12 protein-coding genes are annotated in these 21957 nt (G+C 66.4%); 10 read left to right on the top strand and 2 right to left on the bottom strand.

The features are described from left to right. Window positions 1-13: 13 nt before the first annotated feature. The 10 genes from LB572_RS14825 to LB572_RS14780 all read left to right on the top strand — a co-directional run bounded on the left by LB572_RS14825 (window position 14) and on the right by LB572_RS14780 (window position 12813). The gene (locus LB572_RS14825) at window positions 14-1186 is read left to right on the top strand and encodes an ABC transporter substrate-binding protein (RefSeq protein WP_224668225.1); all 1173 of its coding nucleotides are present in this window, start codon (window positions 14-16) and stop codon (window positions 1184-1186) included. 71 nt (window positions 1187-1257) lie between these two features. Next, window positions 1258-2349: a Gfo/Idh/MocA family protein gene (locus LB572_RS14820; protein ID WP_224668224.1), complete on the top strand. Its 1092-nt coding sequence runs from the start codon at window positions 1258-1260 to the stop codon at window positions 2347-2349. Between the two features lie 205 nt (window positions 2350-2554). Beyond that, window positions 2555-3991, top strand: coding sequence for an amidase (locus tag LB572_RS14815; RefSeq protein WP_224668223.1), 1437 nt, complete (start codon window positions 2555-2557; stop codon window positions 3989-3991). 636 nt (window positions 3992-4627) lie between these two features. Then, a complete protein-coding gene (gene kdpF / locus LB572_RS14810; protein ID WP_224668222.1) occupies window positions 4628-4717 on the top strand; it encodes a K(+)-transporting ATPase subunit F in 90 nt (29 codons plus the stop codon). Window positions 4718-4737: 20 nt separating this feature from the next. Continuing rightward, window positions 4738-6441, top strand: coding sequence for a potassium-transporting ATPase subunit KdpA (kdpA, locus tag LB572_RS14805; RefSeq protein ID WP_224668221.1), 1704 nt, complete (start codon window positions 4738-4740; stop codon window positions 6439-6441). Then, on the top strand, window positions 6425-6679 hold the full coding sequence (locus tag LB572_RS14800; RefSeq protein ID WP_224668220.1) for a hypothetical protein: 255 nt from the start codon (window positions 6425-6427) through the stop codon (window positions 6677-6679). The genes kdpA and LB572_RS14800 overlap by 17 nt, the downstream gene beginning before the upstream one ends. Continuing rightward, entirely contained in the window at window positions 6676-8769 is a 2094-nt protein-coding gene (kdpB, locus tag LB572_RS14795; RefSeq protein WP_224668219.1) for a potassium-transporting ATPase subunit KdpB, read from the top strand. Before LB572_RS14800 ends, kdpB begins: the two co-directional genes overlap by 4 nt. A 12-nt stretch (window positions 8770-8781) precedes the next feature. Beyond that, window positions 8782-9345, top strand: coding sequence for a potassium-transporting ATPase subunit KdpC (gene kdpC, locus LB572_RS14790; protein ID WP_140802944.1), 564 nt, complete (start codon window positions 8782-8784; stop codon window positions 9343-9345). A gap of 55 nt (window positions 9346-9400) precedes the next feature. Further along, a complete protein-coding gene (locus LB572_RS14785) occupies window positions 9401-12124 on the top strand; it encodes a sensor histidine kinase (RefSeq protein WP_224668218.1) in 2724 nt (907 codons plus the stop codon). Next, a complete protein-coding gene (locus LB572_RS14780) occupies window positions 12121-12813 on the top strand; it encodes a response regulator transcription factor (protein WP_140802946.1) in 693 nt (230 codons plus the stop codon). The genes LB572_RS14785 and LB572_RS14780 overlap by 4 nt, the downstream gene beginning before the upstream one ends. A gap of 295 nt (window positions 12814-13108) precedes the next feature. Here LB572_RS14780 and LB572_RS14775 read toward each other — a convergent pair whose 3' ends face one another. Both LB572_RS14775 and LB572_RS14770 read right to left on the bottom strand, forming a co-directional pair. Then, a complete protein-coding gene (locus tag LB572_RS14775; protein WP_224668217.1) occupies window positions 13109-13708 on the bottom strand; it encodes an invasion associated locus B family protein in 600 nt (199 codons plus the stop codon). 32 nt (window positions 13709-13740) lie between these two features. Continuing rightward, window positions 13741-21756 carry an autotransporter outer membrane beta-barrel domain-containing protein gene (locus tag LB572_RS14770; protein ID WP_224668216.1) on the bottom strand — a complete coding sequence of 2672 codons (8016 nt, stop codon included), beginning with the start codon at window positions 21754-21756 and terminating at the stop codon, window positions 13741-13743. Between the last annotated feature and the right edge of the window lie 201 nt (window positions 21757-21957).

The raw sequence follows: 21957 nt of genomic DNA, 5'->3' as shown, positions 1-21957 counted from the left end.
AAAGGGGAATGCCATGACCAACGAAAATCCGATCCATTTCAGCGCCCCGGCCGGCATCAGCCGCCGTTATTTCCTGCAGGTGACGGCGGCCGGCGTCGTCACCGCCACCGCGCTCGGCGCATCCGGCCTGAAGGCGAGGGCGGCGGCGTACGAGAAGTTCACCTGGATCTCGCCGCGCGGCACGCTGGAAGTGCTGGACGATTATCCCTACTGGTCGGCGAAGAAGGCCGGCTATTTCGGCGACCTCAACACCGACATGCAGCCAGGCCCCTCGGATGGCACCGCGACGGTGAAGTTCGTCGATGTCGGCCAGGCCGACATGGGCTTCCCCTCGCCCGGCGTCTTCTCCTTCGCCATCCAGAACGGCATGAAGCTGAAGTCCGTCTTCCACATGGGCGCGCGCGACACGTTCAGCATCGCCTTCCGCAAGGGCGAGGGATCGAACGACCTTAAGAAGCTTGAGGGCAAGACCGTCCTGCTCGGCTCCGCCGCCTGGCAGGCGATCGTCGATCCGCTGCTCGCTGCGCAGGGCGTCGACATCAAGAAGGTGAAATATGTCGAGGCCGGCTGGCCGACCTGGGGCACCGCGCTCGCCGGCGGCCAGGGCGATGCGGCGCTCTCCTGGGAAGGGCTGCGCGCCGAATGGATCGCCAAGGGCCTCGACTTCGAATATTGGCTGGGCGTGCAGAATTCCAAGCTGCCGGCCAACACCTTCGTCGTGCGCGCCGCCGACCTCGAGGACGCCGACAAGAAGGCCTTCCTGGAGAAATACCTGCGCGGCTGGGCGATGGGCCTCGAATTCGGCTACCAGAACCCTCGCGCCGCGGTCGAAGCCGTGTTCGAGCAGTTCCCCACCTTGGCCAAGAATCTCGGCCCCGAGCTCGGCACGACCTCGATCCTGCAGCAGATCAACGTCTTCCGCGGCGACATGGACAAGCGCGGCGGCTGGGGCTCGCACGACATGGCGAGTTGGCAGGGCTTCTTCGACGAGATCCTCAAGATCGGCCAGATCACCGCGCCGGTGAAGGCGGAAGACGTCTGCACCAACGACCTGATCCCGGCCGCCAATGACTTCGACAAGGCCAAGGTCAAGGCTGACGCCGACGGCGTGAAGCTGTCGGAAGGCTTTGCCGCGCTCGACGTCGACAAGATCAAGGCGCACCTGTTCGACTCCGCCGTCAAATAGGGCGAACCGATCCCCAACGGGCGGCGCATCGCGCCGCCCGAATTATCGTTCAAAGCATTGAGGAGGCTGAGATGGCCGGCAAAGTAAGAATCCTGGTGGTTGGTCTGGGCAATATGGGCGCCTCGCATGCCAGCGCCTATCACCGCTCCGAAGGCTTCGAGATCGTCGGCATCATGAGCCGCACCATCAAGAGCAACAAGAAGATCCCGAAGGAACTCGCCGGCTACCCGCTCTACGAGGATTTCGACCTGGCGCTGAAGGAGACGAAGCCGGACGCGGTCTCGATCAACAGCTGGCCGAACACGCATGCCGAATACGCGCTGAAGGCGATCGCCGCCAATTGCCACGTGTTCATGGAAAAGCCCCTGGCCACCAACATCGCGGATGCCGAGAAGGTGGTGGCCGCCGCGCGGGCGAAGAACCGCAAGCTGGTGCTCGGCTACATCCTGCGCGTCCATCCGTCCTGGATCAAATTCATCGAGGTCGGCAAGACGCTCGGCAAGCCGCTGGTGATGCGCCTCAACCTCAACCAGCAGAGCAGCGGCACCGCCTGGCACTGGCACAAGAACCTGATCGACTCGCTGATCCCGATCGTCGACTGCGGCGTGCACTATGTCGACGTCATGTGCCAGCTGACCGGCGCTAAGCCGGTGCGCGTGCACGGCATCGGCGCAAAACTCTGGGCCGAGGCCGATAAGCAGAATTACGGCCATTTGCACGTCACCTTCGATGACGGCTCGGTCGGCTGGTACGAGGCGGGCTGGGGCCCGATGATGAGCGAGACCGCCTATTTCGTGAAGGACGTGGTCGGCCCGAAGGGCGCCGTCTCGATCGTCGCCGGCCAGTCGGGAAGCAGCGCCAAGGACGCCGAGGAGGTTTCCGATTCCGCCGACATCGACCGCCACACCAAGACCGACGCGCTGAAGATCCATTATGCGCAGGTCGATGGCGACAAGAATTTTTCCAAGCCCGACGAGATCGTCAGCATGGAGGATGAGCCTGGACATCAGGAGCTTTGCGATCGCGAGCAGGCCTTCTTCCTGCGCGCCATCCGCGAGAACCTCGATCTCAGCGAGCAGATGGATGCCGCGGTCAACAGCCTGCGCATCGTGCTGGCGGCCGAGCAGAGCATCGCGGAGAAGCGGACCGTCGAGCTGGCCTGAGGTTACTCGGTCAACGGTAGCGCCAGCCCCTCATCCGGCCGCTTCGCGGCCACCTTCTCCCCGGTGGGGAGAAGAGGGAAGCGCCGGCGCTGAAAGTCTCCTCTCCCCACCGGGGAGAGGTCAGCCGAGCGAAGCGGAGGCTGGGTGAGGGTGAGTGCGCCAAGCCACCCTTAGCCTTCGGCAAGAACCTAACGGGAGGAAACACATGGCCGCGATCTCGAAAAGCTTGCTCGAAACCTACACCCAGTCCGACGCGCTGGCGCTCGCCGGGCTGGTGAAGCGCGGCGAGGTCTCACCTGCTGAGCTGGTCGAAGCGGCGATCACCACGATCGAGCGCCTCAACCCACGGCTCAACGCGGTCATCCATCGCCTCTACGACATGGCGCGCGCCCAAGCGCCGACGGTGGATAAAACCGCGCCCTTTGCCGGCGTGCCCTATCTGCTCAAGGAGCTCGCCTCCTCCTGGACCGGCGCGCCCCTCACCAATTCCTGCTTCTACATGAAGGACTTCGTCGCCGATTCCGACAGCGAGGTCGTGCGCCGCATCAAGGCCGCCGGCCTTGTGCTGGTCGGCAAATCGAACGCGCCCGAGAACGGCTGGTCTATCACCACGGAACCGAAACTCTACGGCGCGACGAAAAACCCGTGGAAGGACGGCATCACGCCCGGCGGCTCGAGCGGCGGCGCCGCGGCTGCGATCGCCTCGGGCATGGTGCCGATCGCCGAAGCCAGCGACGGCGCCGGCTCGATCCGCGTGCCGGCTTCCTGCTGCGGCATCGTTGGCCTCAAGCCCTCGCGCGGCCGGGTCAGCCTCGCGCCCTACGGCGACTATTGGTACGGCGGCGCCTATTTCCTCTGCTGCTCGCGCACGGTGCGCGATACTGCCGCCTATCTCGATGCGGTGGCCGGTGCCATGCCCGGCGACGCCTACACGCCGCCGGTGCCGGAGGGCAGCTGGCTCGGCCTCTCCGCTCGGCCGCCGAAGAAACTGCGCATCGGCTTCACCGTCACGCCGCCCAACGGCGCTGCCATCGACCCCGAAGTCAAGGCGACCGTGCTCTCCACGGTCGCCGCGCTCGAACGCCTCGGCCACGCCATCGAGGAGCACGACATGCCGCTCGATGCCGATGCCGTATGGAAGACCTACACCGACATGACCTGCGTGCAGACGGCAGCGACCTTCGGTTTCCTCGAAACGCTTGTCGGGCGCCCCGTCACGCCGAACGATGTCGAACCGTTGACCTGGGCGATCATCCAGCGCGGCCGCGCGACCAGCGGCATCAAGCATATTTCCGATGTCGAGCAACTGAGGTTGATCGGGCGCGACATCGTTGGCGATCTCAACCCCTATGACATCTTCATCACCCCGACGCTGACGCAGTTGCCGCGCCCGCTCGGCTACTACGACATGTCGGAAACCGATCTCGACCGCTACAACGCCAAATGGGGCGACGCGGTCTTCAACTTCCCCTTCAACATCTCCGGCCTGCCGGCGATCTCGCTGCCGCTCGGGCAGTCGGCCGGCGGCGTGCCGATCGGCGTGCAGCTCGTTGGCCGCTACGGCGATGAGGCGACGGTGCTGGCGCTGTCAACGCTGCTGGAGCAGGAAATGCCTTGGAAGGATCGGCGGCCGGTGCTGTAGGCGATCACCTTGTCGGGCAAGGGCTATCAACGTCCGTTGGGGTAGTCATCGCAAACGCTGGTGATGAGCTGAAGGCTCATGAACCTCGTCATTCGAGGGCGGAGCAAGGAGCGTAGCGACGCGCGCAGACCCTGGAATCCATGCCGTTGCCTGGACCGACGTGTGCAACGGTGCAGAATTCTGGACCGCCGCGGCGCTTCCAAGTCACGGCATGGATCCTCGGGTCTGCGCGCGTCGCTTCGCTCCTTGCTCCGCCCGTGGATGACGATCGCGATAGGCGTCTCGGCCAGTCGCCAAGGCATGGAATCTGACAACGCACACTAACCAATCGGACCTTCGGACGGACCACCCAAACCCCTATAAAATTCCTATATCTTTCCCATCCGCCCCGTCTCGAACCTTTATGGCGATCGGGTCCATATTCCTCTTCGAAAAAACGCTTCGATCGCCGTCGCCGCCAAGGTGACGTGCGTCAGCGTGCAGTTTTGAGCTCGCCACTGCGAGCCGCAAACACAAAGTGGAAACAAGGAACACCTGCAATGGACCTCATAGTTCTCGGGATCGGGATTTTGTTCTTCGCCCTGTCATTAGCCTACGTCAAAGCCTGCGACAGAATCTGAGCAGAAGGGCCGGATTATGCTTTTCGACAACATCCTCGGCGGCGCGGTGACCTTGTTCCTTCTTGCCTACCTCACCTACGCGCTCATCCGCCCAGAGCGCTTCTGACCGGCACGCGGAGACCCATCATGACCATAAATGGCTGGATACAGATCCTCGTCTTTTGCGGGATCCTGCTTTTGCTCGTGAAGCCGCTCGGCGGCTATATTTTCCGCGTCTTCAGCGGCGACCGTACCTTGCTGTCGCCGGTGCTCGTCCCCATCGAGCGCGGGCTCTATCGTCTCGCCGGAACGAGCGAGAAGGGGGAGCAGCACTGGGCCGTCTACGCGACCGGCATGCTGCTCTTCAATCTCGCCGGCTTCCTCGTCCTTTATGCGCTGCAGCGGCTGCAGGGCGCCCTGCCCTACAACCCCGCGGGCATGGCGGCGGTCGAGCCCGGCCTCGCCTTCAACACGGCCGTCAGCTTCGTCACCAACACCAACTGGCAGAACTATGGCGGCGAAAGCACGATGTCCTACCTCGTGCAGATGGCCGGCCTCACCGTCCAGAACTTCGTCTCGGCCGCCACCGGCATTGCCATCGCCATTGCGCTCATCCGCGGCTTCGCCCGCGCGTCCGGCAAGTCGATCGGCAATTTCTGGGTCGATCTGACCCGCTGCATGCTCTACGTGCTCCTGCCGATTTGCGTCGTGCTGACGCTTGCCTATGTCTGGCTGGGCATCCCGCAGACGCTCGGTCCGTATGTCGACGCCACCACGCTGGAAGGCGCCAAGCAGACCATCGCGCTCGGGCCGGTTGCCTCGCAAATCGCCATCAAGATGCTCGGCACCAATGGCGGCGGCTTCTTCAACGCCAACGCCGCGCATCCTTTCGAGAACCCGGACGCGATCTCCAACCTGATCCAGATGCTGTCGATCTTCGCGATCGGCGCCGCTCTCACCAACGTCTTCGGTCGCATGGTCGGCAACCAGCGCCAGGGCTGGGCGATCCTTGCCTCGATGGGTGTGCTGTTCCTCGTTGGCGTCGCCGTCTGCTACTGGGCGGAAGCCGCCGGCAACCCGCTGGTCCATGCGCTTGGCATCGACGGCGGCAACATGGAAGGCAAGGAGACGCGCTTCGGCATCGCCGCGTCGGCGCTTTTCGCGGTCATCACCACGGCTGCCTCCTGCGGCGCCGTCAACGCCATGCATGACAGCTTCACCGCACTCGGCGGCATGATCCCGCTCATCAACATGCAGCTCGGCGAAGTCATCGTCGGCGGCGTCGGCGCCGGCTTCTACGGCATCCTGATGTTCGTCGTCGTCGCTGTGTTCGTCGCCGGCCTGATGGTTGGCCGCACGCCGGAATATCTCGGCAAGAAGATCGAGGCCAAGGAGGTCAAGATGGCGATGCTTGCCATCCTGTGCCTGCCGCTGACGATGCTGATCTTCACGGCCATCGCCGTTGTCCTGCCGAGCGCCGTGGCCTCGATGGCCAATGGCGGCCCGCACGGCTTCACCGAGGTGCTCTATGCCTATACCTCGGCGGCCGCTAACAACGGCTCGGCTTTCGGCGGCCTCTCCGGCAACACGCCCTGGTACAACATCACGCTGGGCCTCGGCATGCTGATGGGCCGTTTCCTGGTCATCATCCCGGCTTTGGCCATTGCCGGCTCGCTGGCCGCCAAGAAGACGGTGCCCGCCTCCGCCGGCACCTTCCCGACCGACGGCACGCTGTTCGTAGGCCTCCTGGTCGGCGTCATCATCATCGTCGGCGGCCTCACCTTCTTCCCGTCGCTCGCCGTCGGTCCGATCGTCGAGCATTTGGCGATGATCCATGGACAGACCTTCTGAGATGATCATGCCCCGCTTCAACGACATACGCCGGAACGACCGTCACCAGACCGGTGACGGGGCGCCCGACAACGGAAGGGACGAGAAGCCTCGTCCTTTCCCGACGCTTTCAACCTTCCTCGGCATGGCCGCCGTGCTGTTCGTGCTGTGGCTGCTGGCCACCGGCCTTCCGCACTTGTTCCCAAAGACCGAACAGCCGGCGCCGTCCAACATCACCGACACTGGAGTCTCGAAATGAGCCAGTCCAAATCCGCGAGCATTCTGGATGCCCGCATCCTCATACCCGCCATTGCTGGCGCCTTCCGCAAGCTTGATCCGCGCACCCTGGTCAAGAATCCGGTGATGTTCGTCGTCGCGGTCGTCTCGCTGCTCACCACCGTGCTTTTCATCCGCGACCTCATCACCGGCGGCGGCGATCTCGGTTTCACGCTGCAGATCATCATCTGGCTGTGGTTCACCGTGCTGTTCGCCAATTTCGCCGAGGCCGTAGCCGAGGGCCGTGGCAAGGCGCAGGCCGATTCGCTGCGCAAGGCGCGCACCGAGACCCAGGCCAAGCTGCTCGCCAATGGCGATCGCTCGAAGTTCAAGATGGTGCCGGGCACCAGCCTGAAGGTCGGCGACATCGTGCTGGTCGAGGCCGGCGACATCATCCCCTCCGACGGGGAGGTGATCGAAGGCGTGGCCTCGGTCAACGAAGCGGCGATCACCGGCGAATCCGCGCCCGTCATCCGTGAATCGGGCGGCGACCGTTCGGCCGTCACCGGCGGCACCCAGGTCCTGTCCGACTGGATCCGCGTGCGCATCTCGGCCGCGTCGGGCCAGACCTTCCTCGACCGCATGATCTCGCTGGTCGAGGGCGCGGAGCGCCAGAAGACGCCGAACGAGATCGCGCTCAACATCCTCTTGGTCGGCATGACGCTGATCTTCGTGCTGGCGACCGCGACCATCCCGAGCTTCGCCGCCTATTCGGGCGGCTATATCTCGGTGACGATCCTCGTTGCCCTGTTCGTCACGCTGATCCCTACCACCATCGGCGCGTTGCTGTCGGCCATCGGCATCGCCGGCATGGACCGCCTGGTGCGCTTCAACGTGCTTGCCATGTCCGGCCGCGCCGTCGAAGCCGCCGGCGATGTCGACACGCTGCTGCTCGACAAGACCGGCACCATCACGCTCGGCAACCGCCAGGCGACCGAGTTCCGACCGGTCAAGGGCGTCACCGAGCAGGACCTGGCCAATGCTGCCCAGCTTGCATCGCTGGCCGACGAGACGCCGGAAGGCCGCTCGATCGTCGTGCTGGCCAAGGAGAAATACGCCATCCGCGCCCGCGACATGGCAACCTTGCATGCCACCTTCGTGCCCTTCACCGCGCAGACCCGCATGAGCGGCGTCGACATCGACGGCTCGTCGGTGCGCAAGGGCGCGGTCGATGCGGTGCTCAATCACGTGAACCAGGCGACCGTCGCCGCCCACGGCGCGCGTCCGACGACCGAAACCATCCGCGACCTGCAGGCCATCGCCGACGAGATCGCCAACGCCGGCGGCACGCCGCTGGCGGTCGAGCGCGACGGGCGCCTGCTCGGCGTCGTCCACCTCAAGGACATCGTCAAGGGCGGTATCCGCGAGCGTTTCGCCGAGCTGCGCAAGATGGGCATCCGCACGGTGATGATCACCGGCGACAACCCGCTGACGGCCGCCGCCATCGCTGCCGAAGCCGGCGTCGACGACTTCCTCGCCCAGGCGACTCCCGAGAACAAGCTGTCGCTGATCCGCGAGGAGCAGGCCAAGGGCAAGCTGGTCGCCATGTGCGGCGACGGCACCAACGACGCGCCGGCGCTCGCCCAGGCCGATGTCGGCGTCGCCATGAACACCGGCACGGTCGCCGCGCGCGAAGCCGGCAACATGGTCGACCTCGACAGCGACCCGACCAAGCTGATCGAGATCGTCGAGATCGGCAAGGCGCTGTTGATGACGCGCGGCTCGCTGACGACCTTCTCGATCGCCAACGACGTGGCTAAGTACTTCGCCATCATCCCGGCGATGTTCGCGGTCTTCTACGTCGCGCCCGGGCAGAAAACCGGACCGCTGCAGGCGCTCAACATCATGCATCTGGCGACGCCGCAGAGCGCCATCCTGTCGGCCATCATCTTCAACGCACTGATCATCGTCGCGCTGATCCCGTTGTCGCTGAAAGGCGTGAAGTATCGCGCCATCGGCGCCGGTTCGCTGCTCACCCGCAACCTGCTGGTCTACGGCCTCGGCGGCATCGTCGTGCCGTTCGTCGGCATCAAGGCGATCGACCTGATCGTCACGGCCCTCGGCCTCGCATAAGGATTTATCCCGATGTTCAAGCAACTCAGACCCGCTTTTGTCATGATCGTCTTCTTCACGGCGCTGGCCGGCCTCGTCTATCCGATCGGCATGACCGGCATCGCCCAGGCACTGTTTCCCAACCAGGCCAATGGCAGCCTGATCGTCAAGGACGGCAAGGTGATCGGTTCCAGCCTGATCGGCCAGGCCTTCGCCAATGACCGCTATTTCCACGGCCGGCCGTCGGCAGCCGGCAATGGCTACGACGCCAGTTCCTCCGGCGGTGCCAATCTCGGCCCGACCAATCCGAAGCTCATCGACCGCGTCAAGGGCGACGCCGAGAAGCTGAAGGCCGAAAACCCGAACGCGCCGGTGCCGATGAACCTCGTCACCACCTCCGGCAGCGGCCTCGATCCCGACATCAGCCCCGACGCCGCCTATTTCCAGGTGGCGCGCGTCGCCAAGGCCCGCGGCGTGGACGAGGCCAAGGTCAAGACGCTCGTCGACAGCCATGTCGAGGATCGCGAGCTTGGCGTCCTCGGCGAACCTGTGGTCAACGTTCTGGCGCTGAACCTTGCGCTGGACGAGCTGAAATAATCCGCTCCGCGCCGGGGATCGACCCGACCCCGGGCGCAATTCATGATTGGACCTGATGCCGGACGACAGGACCGACCCCGCGAACCGCCCCTCTCCCGACGCGCTGCTGGAGCATGCCGAGCGCGAGGGCCGCGGCCGGCTGCGCATATTTCTTGGCGCCGCGCCCGGCGTCGGCAAGACCTACGAGATGCTGATGGCGGGCCGTGCCCGCCGCGCCGACGGCATCGATGTGGTGATCGGCATCGTCGAGACGCACGGCCGCAAGGAGACCCAGGCCCTGGTCGACGGCTATGAGCTGATCCCGCGCCGCCTGGTCGACTATCGCGGCCAGACTCTCGAAGAGATGGACATCGACGCCATCCTCAAGCGGCGCCCCGCCCTCGTCCTGGTCGACGAGCTCGCCCACACCAACGCGCCCGGCAGCCGGCATCCCAAACGCTATCTCGACGTGCAGGAGATCCTGGCGCAAGGCATCGACGTCTACACCACGCTCAACATCCAGCATGTCGAAAGCCTGAACGACGTCGTCGCCCAGATCACGCGCGTCAGGGTGCGCGAGACGGTTCCCGATTCTATCATCGACGAGGCCGACGACATCGAGGTCATCGACCTCACCCCCAACGACCTGATCAAACGCCTGCAGGACGGCAAGGTCTATTTCCCCAACACCGCGCAGCGCGCCATCGAGAACTATTTTTCGCCGGGCAATCTGACGGCGCTGCGCGAGCTGGCGCTGCGCCGCACCGCGCAGCGCGTCGACGAGCAGCTGCTCAACCACATGCAGTCGCACGCCATTCCCGGGCCGTGGGCGGCGGGCGAGCGGGTTCTCGTCTGCGTCGACTCGCAACCTGGCGGAGCGGCCCGCATCCGCTATGCGCGCCGGCTGGCCGACCGGTTGCGCGCGCGCTGGACGGCGCTGCATGTCGACACGCCGCGCCTCGCCGGCCTGTCCGAGGAGGATAAGGACCGCCTGGCCAGGAACCTGCGTCTCGCCGAGCAGCTCGGCGCCGAGATCGCCACCATTCCCGGCCAGAATGTCGCCCAGGACATCGTGCGCCACGCGACGGCGAACAACTTCACCCATATCGTCATCGGCAGGCCGACCCGTTCGCGCTGGCGCGAGCTGATCGAGGGCTCGCTCACCTATGATCTGATCCGCAACGCGGGCGACATCAGCGTCCATGTCATTTCGGGCGCCGAGCGCGATGGCGACGCGCCGTCGGCGCGGGTGAAAGCCGCGCCCGAGCAGAAACCTTTCCAGATCTGGCCCTATCTGTTCTCGACGGCCTATGTCGCCGGCGCGCTGGCCGTAAGCTCGATCCTCGACCAGTTCCTCGACGTGCGCAACCTCGCCAGCGTCCTGCTTCTGGCGGTGCTGACCGCGGCCGTGACCTTCGGGCTCTGGCCGGCGCTCTATGCCTGTTTCCTCAGCGCCCTTGCCTTCAACTTCTTCTTCCTCGAGCCGCGCTACACGCTGACGATCAGGGATCCGGAAAGCATCGTGGCCTTCACCGTCTTCCTCGTCGTCGCCGTGATCGCCAGCAATCTGACGGCGCGCGTGCAGCGCCAGGCGGTCGCGGCGCGCTCGCGGGCGCGCGCCACCGAGGACATCTATTCCTTCTCCAAGAAGCTCGCCGGCGCCGGCACGCTCGACGACGTGCTGTGGGCCACCGCCTTCCAGATCGCTTCGATGCTGAAAGTCCGCGTCGTGCTGCTTTTGCCGGAAAACGGCACCATCACCGTCAAGGCCGGCTATCCGCCGGACGACACCCTGGCCGAGGCCGATATCGCGGCCGCCCGCTGGGCCTGGGAGCATAACCGCGCCGCCGGCCGCGGCGCCGACACCTTGCCTGGCGCAAAACGTCTCTATCTGCCCTTGCGAACGGGGCGGACCGCGATCGGCGTGGTCGGCCTCGACAACGACAAGCAAGGGCCGCTGCTGACGCCCGAGCAGCAGCGCCTGCTCGACGCTTTGGCCGACCAGGCTGCGGTCGCCATAGAACGCGTCCAGCTCGTCGCCGATGTCGACCGCGCCAGGCTCGCCGCCGAAGCCGACCGGCTGCGCTCGGCGCTGCTCACCTCCATCTCGCATGACCTCAAGACGCCGCTTGCCGCGATCATGGGCGCGGCCGGCACGCTGAAGGAATTCGCGCCGGCGCTGCCGGAGAAGGATCGCGCCGAGCTCCTGTCGACAGTTGTGAGCGAGTCCGAGCGGCTGAACCGCTTCATCGCCAACCTGCTCGACATGACCAGGATCGAGTCGGGCGCGATGGAGCCGAATTACGCGCTGCATTATGTCGGCGACGTCGTCGGCTCGGCGCTGAACCGGGCGCAGAAGATCACCGCCGAGCACAAGATAGAGACCGACATTCCGGCCGACCTGCCGATGCTGCGGCTCGACCCTGTTTTGTTCGAGCAGGCGCTGTTCAACCTCCTCGACAACGCCGCCAAATACGCCTCGCCCGGCTCGGCCATCCGGCTGCAGGCCTGGGTCGACAACAGCGCCGTCATCCTGCAGGTGATGGATGAGGGACCGGGCATCCCGCCCGACGACCTGGAGCGGATATTCGACACCTTCTACCGCGTGCGCAAGCGCGACCAGGTGCGCGCCGGCACCGGTCTCGGCCTGTCGATCAGCCGCGGCTTCATCGAGGCGATGGGCGGCACGATCGCGGCGGCCAACCGCACCGACCGTCCGGGCGCGATCTTCACCATCCGCATGCCGGTGCCGGCCGACTTGCCGGCGCTCGGCGCACCCCTTACGGACGACGCGGCATGACAAACCAGACCGTCTCCATATTGGTCGTCGACGACGAGCCGCCGATCCGCAAATTGCTGCGCGTCGGCCTCGGCAGCCAGGGCTATGCGGTCTCCGAGGCGCCGAACGCCAAGGCGGCGCTCGAACTCATGCAGACCGAGCGGCCAGATCTCATCCTGCTCGATCTCGGCCTGCCCGGCATCACCGGCCTCGAGCTGCTCGGCAAATGGCGCGGCGACGGCCTCGACATTCCCGTCGTCATCCTGTCCAGCCGCACCGACGAGGCCGGCATCGTTTCGGCACTCGAGCTCGGCGCCGACGACTACGTGACCAAGCCCTTCGGCATGAACGAGCTGGTCGCGCGCATCCGCGTGGCGCTGCGTCACAAATTCCAGCAGCAGGGCGAGAAGCCGGTATTCCATACCGGCGACCTCTCCGTCGATCTGGTGAAGCGCATCGTCAAGGTCGAGGGCAAGGAAGTGAAATTGTCGCCCAAGGAATACGACATCCTGCGCATGCTGGTGCAGTATGCCGGCAAGGTGCTGACGCATCAGTTCCTGATGAAGCAGATCTGGAACGACTCGACGGACGTCCAGTATCTGAGAGTCTACGTGCGCCAGCTGCGGCAGAAGATCGAAAAGACGCCGGACCAGCCGCGCTACATCATCACCGAGACGGGAGTGGGGTACCGTTTGCGCGAGGTTGAGTAGCTGACGCAAACCGCTGTGGTTGGCCGAAGCATCTCAAGGTCGTCATCCCCAGGCGAAGCAGGAGCGAAGCTCCGTCGCGGAGACCCTGGGATCCATTCCGTGACTTTTGCCGTGGAGTGCAGCGGAACAGAATTCTGCACCGTCGCGGCGCATCGAGGTCACGGAATGGATCCTCGGGTCTGCGCCGCGTCGCTTCGCTCCTTGCTTCGCCCGTGGATGACGAAGCGTTCAGCGTTTCGGCAAATCGGCAGGGGTAGAGCCGCCAAGAGACATCAGCCGGCTGGTCTCCAGCGAACTAATCCGCCGACAAATCCGCCGTCCGCGCCAGCGCGCTTCCAAAACCGTTGAGCGAGATGGTGAAGGAGATCGGCTGCGTCGTGTCCGCCGCGATGGCGTTGATCTTCAACGTGGTGCCGTTCTGCAGGAGCGGCGTGGTGTCGGCATCGAATGTCACCGGCACAAGGCAACCGACCGCCTGGCAGGTGTTGAACTGCAGCGTGCCGTCCAGCTTCTTGTCGTCGATCTCGAGCGAAATGCCGTTGGCGAGCGCAAGCCCGAAGGGCAGCGCCAGCGTGCCGGCGGCGTCCTGGCCGGTCTTGGTCGTCAATTCGATCGCCAGCAGCCGCTGGCCGCTCTGCTTGTTGAACTGCTGATGCGACAGGCTGCAGACCTTGTTGGTGCCGGTGACCTGGCAGTTGACCGTCCAGTCGCCATGCGTTTCCGACAGCGCCGAGGCGCCACCCGGCAGTTGCGGCTTGGCCGCCGCGTCGGCGGGCTGAGCGGCCGCGGGCGCCACCTTGTCGCCCTTGTTCTGCGCGGCAAATCCCGCCGCCGGCACACCGGCAATGCAGGCGGCTGCCAGCATCGCCGCGAGATACGCGTACTTCGTCTTCATGACATCCCTTCTTGGCCGCCGCCCCGCGTCAGCTAGAAGCTGACTTTCAGAGACGCGCTGACCGCGTTCTGCTTGACCGTTTCCCCGAAGGCGCCGTTGTACCTGACCGCCAACCCGACGCCGTTGACGCCATTGAGCTCCAGCCCGGCGCCGACCCGATAGAGCGGCGAATCGATAGCTTCCGTCAAGTGCAATGCCGGGTTGCCGGGCAGATTCTCGGCGGCGGCAAAACGCCCCTCGATCTCCCACTGCTTGGTGGAGAACTCGACGCCGGCCTTTCCGTAGATGCGGAAGCTGGCGATATCGCTGACCGGGATGTCGGCCCCGACTTCCAGCGCCGGTGTCACGGCATAGAACATGTTGTCGCTGCCGTCGAAGCTGAAGGCAGCGACCGAGCCCTCCTCCTTGCCGGAGACGTCGAGCCAGCGCGCGTCGAACTGGATTGTCGGCTGCAGGTAGAAAGCGCCCATCTGACGCGTCATGCCGACCCGCGCCGAACCGCTGAACTGGGAGGTATCCTGCTTGTAGGTGACGCTGTTGCCGATGCCGTCGAGCAGTTCCTCGGGCAAATAGACACCGTCCAGCGTCTCGCCGGGAATGAAGCCGACCTGATCGATATGGGTGTCGCGCTCGCCCCTGAAGGAGCCGGTGCCGCCGCCGACCGCGACGTCGACGAAGTAGTTGTTGTTCTCGTACTTCGCCAGAGCATAGGCCTGCCAGGATTCGCCTTTTGTGTCCGACAGCTCGTCGCCGTTGAAGCCGATCTTGGAATCGTACTCGGTGCGGCCGATTGTGGCGCCCAGCGACCAATTGTGCCCGACCTCGGCGATGCCGCCCAGCGACATGGTCTTCAACGTATCGTTCCGGCTGGTGGTGCCGGCCCCGGCATCCCGGCTGTATTCGGCCTGCGGGGTGATCGTGCCCCAGATGCAGCGGCCGTCGATATTCTTGTAGGCCGCGACGCCAGTGCATTCATGCGCCTGGTCGAGCATGGTGTCGGTGGCGCGGTTGATCATGTCGAAGGTGTGCACGGCATAGTGCGGCGTCAGTCGCGTCAGCGCCGCGCCCAGCTCCGCGTCGGTCTGCGAGAACCGCAGCATGTTGATCAGCCGCGCCATCGGATTGTCCGGGCTCGAGGCGGCCTCGACGTCGTCGAGATACTGCGCCATCTGGAACACACCCGGATCCGTCGTGCCGGAGCCCGGATCCTGCGCCAGTTCGAGGAATGTCGGGTTGTCGGCGTAGAGCACCAGGTCGGTGCCGTTGTCGACTCGGGTCAGGAAGTTGAAGCCGACCGCCGGATGCAGCGTCTGCGCCGTGATGCCGGAATCGGTCATCGCCGAGCCCGACGCCAGGGTATACTGGGTGAACAGCTTGTCGATCGACAGGAAGTTGAGCGGCGCTGTCCCGTCGAAGTCGCCGGTTTCGGTCAGGACGAGCTTGTCGGTGATCTGGTTGTTGAGGTCGATATCGGTGACGAAGGAGCCGGTATCGTCCTGGGTCCAGCCGCCGGTGACGTCGATCGTCGCCACCACGCCGATGCCCTGATTGGTCATCAGGCCCTGGTTCTTGAACAATCCGCCGGCGCCGAGATTGATCGATTTCAGACCGACAAACGAGGAATCGGCGAAATTGTCGAACTCGTTGAGGCCGCCGCCGAGATCGACATTGCCGATCACCCGGCCAAGGCCGACGGTGCTCTTCTTGTTCTTGAAAGTCTCGTTGCCCGACGTGCCGGTGACCGCGAGCGGGCTGAACTGGTCGAGCAGCGATTCCAGGATCGCATCGTCCGGCACGACCGGACCGGGTGCCAGTAGCGAGGCGCTGAAGGCTGTCAGTTTCGATTGCTGGATCGAGAAGGTGGGCGTCGCGCCCATCGCGTAAAGCAGGCTGTTGTTGTTGACGGTGTTGTCCTGTCCGCCCACCACCATGACGGCGACGCCGGTGTTGGCACCGCCGATCGTGTACTGGCCCTGCAGGTCCATGGTGATGTTGCCCTTGGTGCCCTGCGCCGTGCTCTCGCCATAGGCCGCCACCGAATCGGCGCCCTGCGCGAACAGGCTGCCGCCGGCGGTCAGATGGACAAGGTTGGAGTTGCCCTGGCCGGTCGCGCTCTGGCCGAACATCGCATAGGAGCTCGCGCCCTTCACCCAGACCTGGCTGTCGGTGCTGGCCGTCGCCGCCGCCGCGTCGCCGATGCCGCCTTGCGAGCCGGCGGCCGACTGGTTCATGTCGAGCGAGGAATTGCCGCCCGCGCCGCCACCGCCGCCGACTGCCTGGGCGACGATGCCGTGCGCGCGGTCGCCATCGGTCTCGATCGCCCCCGACTGGATGATGGTGACCGTGCCGCCGGTGCCCTTGGTGCCGCCCGGCGTGTTGAAGCCGATGGCGTTCGGCCCGCCGCCATCGTCATCGGCGCCGAAGCGGCCGAACCCCGCGCCGCCGAAACCGCCGCCGCCGCCGACCGACTGAGCGATGATGGCGATGGAATCCTTGCCGTGGGTTATGATCTCGCCGGTGCGCTTGACCGTGACATTGCCGCCGTCCCCGCCGTCCCCGCCGAGACCGCCGATGGCCAACGCATTGGATGTCTTGCCGCTGGCATCGCCGCCATAACCGCCGCCGCCGCCGATCGACTGCGCGACAACGCCATGCGCGCGCTCACCAAACGTCTCGATCAAGCCTGATACGGTAACTTCAACCTGGCCGCCATTGCCGCCGCGGCCGCCGAAGCCGCCGATCTGCAGGGCGAAGGCACTGTCTCCCGCCGCATCGCTCGAAACCGTGCCGCCATAGCCGCCACCGCCGCCGATCGACTGCGCGAAGATACCGATCGCGCCGTCCTTGTTGGTCGTGATCACGCCGTCATTAGTGACGATCACGTGGCCACCATCCGCGCCCACGCCGGCAGGCAAGGAAACGCCTAAGGCAAGCACCTGGCCGCCGACCTTGGTGTCGCCATCGGTCGCATTGGCGGCCGCACCGGAAGCGCCGCCGCCGCCGCCGACCGACTGCGCGAAGATGCCGTGCGAAAGATAGCCGTACGTGGTGATCTCGCCATGGTTCTCGACCGTGACGTCGCCGCCCTTGCTGCCTGCGCCGCCGATGCCGCCGATGGAGAGGCTCACCGACACGTCCTCGGCGGCACCTGTCGTCGTCGAGCCGCTGCCGGCCGCGCCGCCGCCGCCGCCGATCGACTGGGCGAAGATGCCGTAGGAATTGTCGCCGTTGGTTTGGATGACGCCGCTCGAGTTGTTGATCACATGGACGAACTTGCCGACGCCGCCATGGCCGCCGAGCCCGCCGAGCGATGCCGCGATCGAAACCTTGGCGTCCGCGGATGTCGAGGCCGCCGCACCGCCGACGCCGCCGCTACCGCCGATCGACTGCGCCATGATGCCGTGCGAGTTGGCCATGTCGGTTTCGATGATGCCGCTGTTGGTGACATGCACCTCGCCGCCGTCGCCGCCGCCGGCGCCCAGCCCGCCCATCGAGAACTTGACGTCGACCGTGCCGCCGTCGCTGCCGGTGCTTTTTCCCGCGCCGCCTGAACCGCCGCCGCCGCCGATCGACTGCGCGAAGACGCCGATCGAGTTCTCCTGCTTGGTCCAGATGACGCCGTTCGAATTGTTGGTGACTTCGACCAGGGCGCCGTTGCCTGCGCTGCCGCCGCCACCGGCGATGGCGCCGCCGATGGCGTATTCGGCCGTGGCGCCGGCCGAAGCCGAGCCGCCGACACCGCCGCCGCCGCCGATCGAGCTGGCGCTGATGCCGTAGGAGAAAGCGCCGTCGGTGATGATCCAGTTGTTGTTGGTGACGGAGACCTGGCCGCCATCGCCGGCAGTGCCGCCGGGAAGGGCGAGAGCCACGCCGATCGAAACCGAGGTCGAGCCTTCATCGCCGGAGCCGATATCCCCGCCTACGGTTTCGTCCGAAGCCGACGCGGCGCCCGCGGCGCCGCCGCCGCCGCCGACCGACATCGCCATGATGCCGGTGGAGCCGAAGCCCGAGGTGAGGATGATGCCGGTGTTGTTGACCGTGACCTTCATCGCGTTGGCCGCGCCGCCGCCGGAGCCAGCAAGACCCATGTTGACGCTGACGCTGGTCTGGCTGGTGCCGCCGATATTGTAGGACTTGGCCGTGCTGGAACCGCCGATACCGCCGCCGCCGCCGATCGACTGCGCCATGATGCCCGACGAGAAAGCGCCGGTCGTGGTCAGATTGCCCGAATTGATGACATCGACCGTGTTGCCGAAGCCGCCTGTGCCGCCACCGCCGCCCATGGCGAAATTGGCGGTCACATTGACGCCCTCACCACCGCCGAGGGTGGCCGAACCGCCGGTGCTGGTGCCACCATTGCCGCCGCCGCCGCCGATCGACTGCGCCACGATCGCGCTGGAGGAATCGCCCTCGGTGGAGACGGTCATCGCATTGTTGACATGGACGTCGCCGGCGCTGTTGCATTTGGTCGGGTCGTTGTCGATGCAGCCGCCGCCCTTGCCGCCGATGTTGACGGTCGCCGCCACCGTCACGCTGTTGCCGTAGCCGCCGGCGCCGCCAAACGTGTCACCGCCATTGCCGCCGCCGCCGCCGATCGACTGCGCCAGTATGCCGACCGCCTGGAAGCCTTTGGTCACGATCTGGCCGCCGCCGACCAGGCCGGTTTCCACGGTGACCTTGTTGCCCTGGCCGCCATTGCCGCCGCTGCCGCCGATGGCGACGCCGACATTGATCGTGACCTCGTCGCTGACCGCGCCGGCAATCGACGTGGCGCGGCCGCCATTGCCGCCACCGCCGCCGATCGACTGCGCCACGATGCCGCCGGAACCGTCCGCGTCTGTCAGCGATACGATCTTGCCGTTGGCCTTGACGAACACCTCGCCGCCCGAACCGCCATTGCCGCCGCTGCCGCCGACGGTCACCGCCACGGCCGCGGACGCATAGAGCCCGGCGCTGAAGGCGCCGGCGACGGCCTTGCCGCCATTGCCGCCGCCGCCGCCGATGGCCTGCGCTATGATGCCCTTGGCGCCCATGCCGCTGACGGTGATGTCGCCGGTATGGTCGACCGTGACCTTCATGGCGTCGCGGCCGACGCCGCCATCGCCGCCAACAGCGACGCCGACGCCGACAAAGGCGCCGACCGACACCGCGCCGGCATTGCCGCCATTGCCGCCACCGCCGCCGACCGATTGCGCCATGATGCCGTGGGCAAGATCGCCCTTGGTGGTGATGTTGGCGGTATTGGTGACCTCGACCTCGGCGCCATTGCCGCCGCCGCCGCCCTTGCCGCCGACGCCGACCGCGGTGAACAGGCCGCCGGCCCCCGCCAGGCCACCGTCGCCGCCGCCACCGCCGATGGCCTGGGCCAGGATGCCGACCGACAGGTCGTCATTGGTCTTGATCACGCCCGAATTGATCACCGTGACCTTCATGGCGCTGCCGCCGTCTTTCGCCGCGCCGCCGACCGCGAGTGAAGGCCCGCCGACCGCGATCGAGAAGCCGCCCGAGCCGCCGCCGCCGCCGATCGACTGCGCCTGGATGCCGTGCGACTGGACGCCGTCCGTGGTGATGTCGGCGCCGTTGGTGACGTCGACGGTGTTGCCATTGCCGCCGCCGGCGCCGTTGCCGGCGATGCCGACATTGAGCGAGAGGCTGCCGGCTATGCTGCCGCCGCCCGTGCCGCCGCCGCCGCCCACCGACTGGGCGAGGATGCCGGTCGAATGGTCCTTCATCGTGTGGATGGTGCCGTCGTCGATATCGACCGTCACGGTGTTCGATGCACCCGCCGCTCCGCCCTTGCCGCCGACACCGACCGAAGCGCCGGCGGCCAGGTTGAACGAGAAGCCGCCATTGCCGCCGCCGCCGCCGATCGACTGCACGACGAGGCCGGCCGAATTCACTTCATGCGTGGTGATGGTGGTGCTTGCGGAGTGGTATTCGACGGCGCCCGCGCCGCCGCCGCCGGCCCCGCTCCCGCCGACGCCGACGGTGATGCCGGCGCTGAGACCGATGACGCCGCCGCCATTGCCGCCGCCGCCGCCGATCGACTGCACGATGATGCCGGCCGAGCGCTCGCCGAAGGTCTCGACCGAGCCGTTATAGGTGGTGTGCACGTCGACGCCCGCGCCCGCGGCGCCGGCGCCGCCGCCGATACCTACCGTCGCAGCAACCGCAAACGTTCCAGCGAACCCTCCATTACCGCCGCCGCCGCCGATCGACTGAACGATCAGGCCCGTCGAGTCCGCGCCATGCGTGATGATGGTTTGATTGCCGCCGTCGGGCGTCCGGAAAAACACCTGGCCGCCATCGCCGCCTTTGCTGCCGGAGCCGCCGACCCCGACGCTGGCGCCCAAACTGCCTGCTGCCGAGAACCCGCCATTGCCGCCGCCACCGCCGATCGATTGCGCGATGATGCCGGCCGAACGCTGCTGCTGGGTTTCGACCTTGCCGCCGCTGGTGACATCGATTTTCTTGCCGACGCCGCCGGCCGAACCTTGTCCGCCGACCCCGACCGCGGCCAGGCCCGCACCGCTGAGCGCGAAACCGCCGTTGCCGCCGCCGCCACCCACGGATTGAGCCAGGATACCGGTGGAATCGCTGCCGTTCGTGTTCACCGTCGCATTGGCGATCTTGTAGGTGACTTCGCCACCGTCGCCGCCCGCCGCGCCGCTGCCGCCGACGGCCACGGAAACGAAAGCCCCGGCTGCTATGCTTCCTCCGCCGTTGCCGCCGCCGCCGCCGACCGACTGGGCCAGGATGCCGACAGCCGAACTGCCGTGAGTGGAGACGCTTGCGCCGGCGCCCGCCTGATTGACGTTCACGGCACCGCCATTGCCGCCCGTGCCGCCACCGCCGCCGATGGCGACCGCTATGTTCGAAAGCGCCGCGGCCCCATAGCCGCCATTGCCGCCGCCGCCGCCGACCGATTGCGCGAGCACGCCATGGGCGCCATCGCCGCTGCCGTCGGCGCCCGTCGTGATCGTGCCGCCGACATTGGCTGTGACCGTGCCGCCGATGCCGCCACCGCCGGCCGTGCCACCGATCGAAACGATGCCGGCCGCACCGCCTCCGTCACCACCGCCGCCGCCGACCGATTCCACCAGCATGCCGATGGCGCCGGTGCCGTTGGTCTCGATCTTGCCGTCGTTCGTTCCCGTCGCCGAGCCGCCATCGTTGCCGGCTGCGCCGGCACCGCCGCCGCCGAACAGGCCGAACGCGCCGCCGCCACCACCACCGCCGCCGCCGACCGACTGGACGACCAGGCCGCTGGCGAAATCACCCCGGGTGGTGATGCTGCCGGTGCTGGTATTGGTGCCCTCGACCGTCCCTCCGATCGTCGCGGCGCCGCCATTGCCGCCTTCGGATATGATGCCGAGACCGCCTTTGCCATTGCCGCCATTGCCGCCGGCGGAACGAACCAGCATGCCGTAGGAGAACGTCCCCGACGTGTCGATCAAACCGGCGTTGCTGGCGGAAGCGCTGCCGCCCGAGGCGCCGTTGCCGCCATTGCCACCAGCGCCGATCACTGCTGCGTCGAAATCGCCACCCTGCCCGCCATTGCCGCCGCTCGCATCGACATAGATACCGTAGGACGAGTTGCCCGTGGTGGTGACCGAGCTGGTGGCCGACGCGGTGGCGCTGGCCGTGCCGCCGGCACCGCCATTGCCCGCGTCTCCGGATTCCGCGGTTGTTGACGGCGCTGCGCCGCCACCGTCGCCACCCCGGCCTCCGATGGCCGTCGCAACTATTCCGCTGTGACTGTCGCCGGTCGTGGAAAGGTCCGCATTGTTGGTGATGTCGACAGTGCCGCCATGGCCGCCATTTCCGCCCTCGCCGCCGTTCGTATGAATAGGAGTGCCGAAACCGCCATATCCGCCATTGCCGCCTTTGCCGCCATTGGCGGTTCCGACATAGGCCGACGCACCCACATTGAGCTGGTCTGCATTGTTGGTGTCGTTGACGGCGCCGCCATCGCCGCCATTGACGCCGTCCTCGTCATAACCGCCAGGGCCGCGATTGGGCGCGTCGGCTCCATTCTGATTGATCACGACTTGAGCCTGAGCGGAATGCAGGCCGGGAAGCCCGGCCAGGGCCGTCGCGCCGAGCAAAAAACCGAGACGGCCCGCCAGGACTGCGGTCCGGCCGATACTCAGGTTGAAATCGCCGGCTTCTGTAGCCCCCCTAGCCCGAGGCTGATGATCCGCAACGCACAACGCGCATTGCGCACCCTGCTTTGAAAACAAAGCCAT

The organism is Mesorhizobium sp. BH1-1-5 (assembly GCF_020165615.1).
GTDB lineage: Bacteria > Pseudomonadota > Alphaproteobacteria > Rhizobiales > Rhizobiaceae > Mesorhizobium.
Note: the sequence above shows the minus strand (reverse complement) of the source record. Positions and strands in the feature narration are given on the sequence as shown.

Excerpts from the sequence above, each read along its gene's own strand:
- LB572_RS14825 (WP_224668225.1), top strand. The coding sequence starts at position 14 with ATGACCAACGAAAATCCGATCCATTTCAGCGCCCCGGCCGGCATCAGC.
- LB572_RS14820 (WP_224668224.1), top strand. The coding sequence starts at position 1,258 with ATGGCCGGCAAAGTAAGAATCCTGGTGGTTGGTCTGGGCAATATGGGC.
- LB572_RS14815 (WP_224668223.1), top strand. The coding sequence starts at position 2,555 with ATGGCCGCGATCTCGAAAAGCTTGCTCGAAACCTACACCCAGTCCGAC.
- kdpF (WP_224668222.1), top strand. The coding sequence starts at position 4,628 with ATGCTTTTCGACAACATCCTCGGCGGCGCGGTGACCTTGTTCCTTCTT.
- kdpA (WP_224668221.1), top strand. The coding sequence starts at position 4,738 with ATGACCATAAATGGCTGGATACAGATCCTCGTCTTTTGCGGGATCCTG.
- LB572_RS14800 (WP_224668220.1), top strand. The coding sequence starts at position 6,425 with ATGGACAGACCTTCTGAGATGATCATGCCCCGCTTCAACGACATACGC.
- kdpB (WP_224668219.1), top strand. The coding sequence starts at position 6,676 with ATGAGCCAGTCCAAATCCGCGAGCATTCTGGATGCCCGCATCCTCATA.
- kdpC (WP_140802944.1), top strand. The coding sequence starts at position 8,782 with ATGTTCAAGCAACTCAGACCCGCTTTTGTCATGATCGTCTTCTTCACG.
- LB572_RS14785 (WP_224668218.1), top strand. The coding sequence starts at position 9,401 with ATGCCGGACGACAGGACCGACCCCGCGAACCGCCCCTCTCCCGACGCG.
- LB572_RS14780 (WP_140802946.1), top strand. The coding sequence starts at position 12,121 with ATGACAAACCAGACCGTCTCCATATTGGTCGTCGACGACGAGCCGCCG.
- LB572_RS14775 (WP_224668217.1), bottom strand. The coding sequence starts at position 13,708 with ATGAAGACGAAGTACGCGTATCTCGCGGCGATGCTGGCAGCCGCCTGC.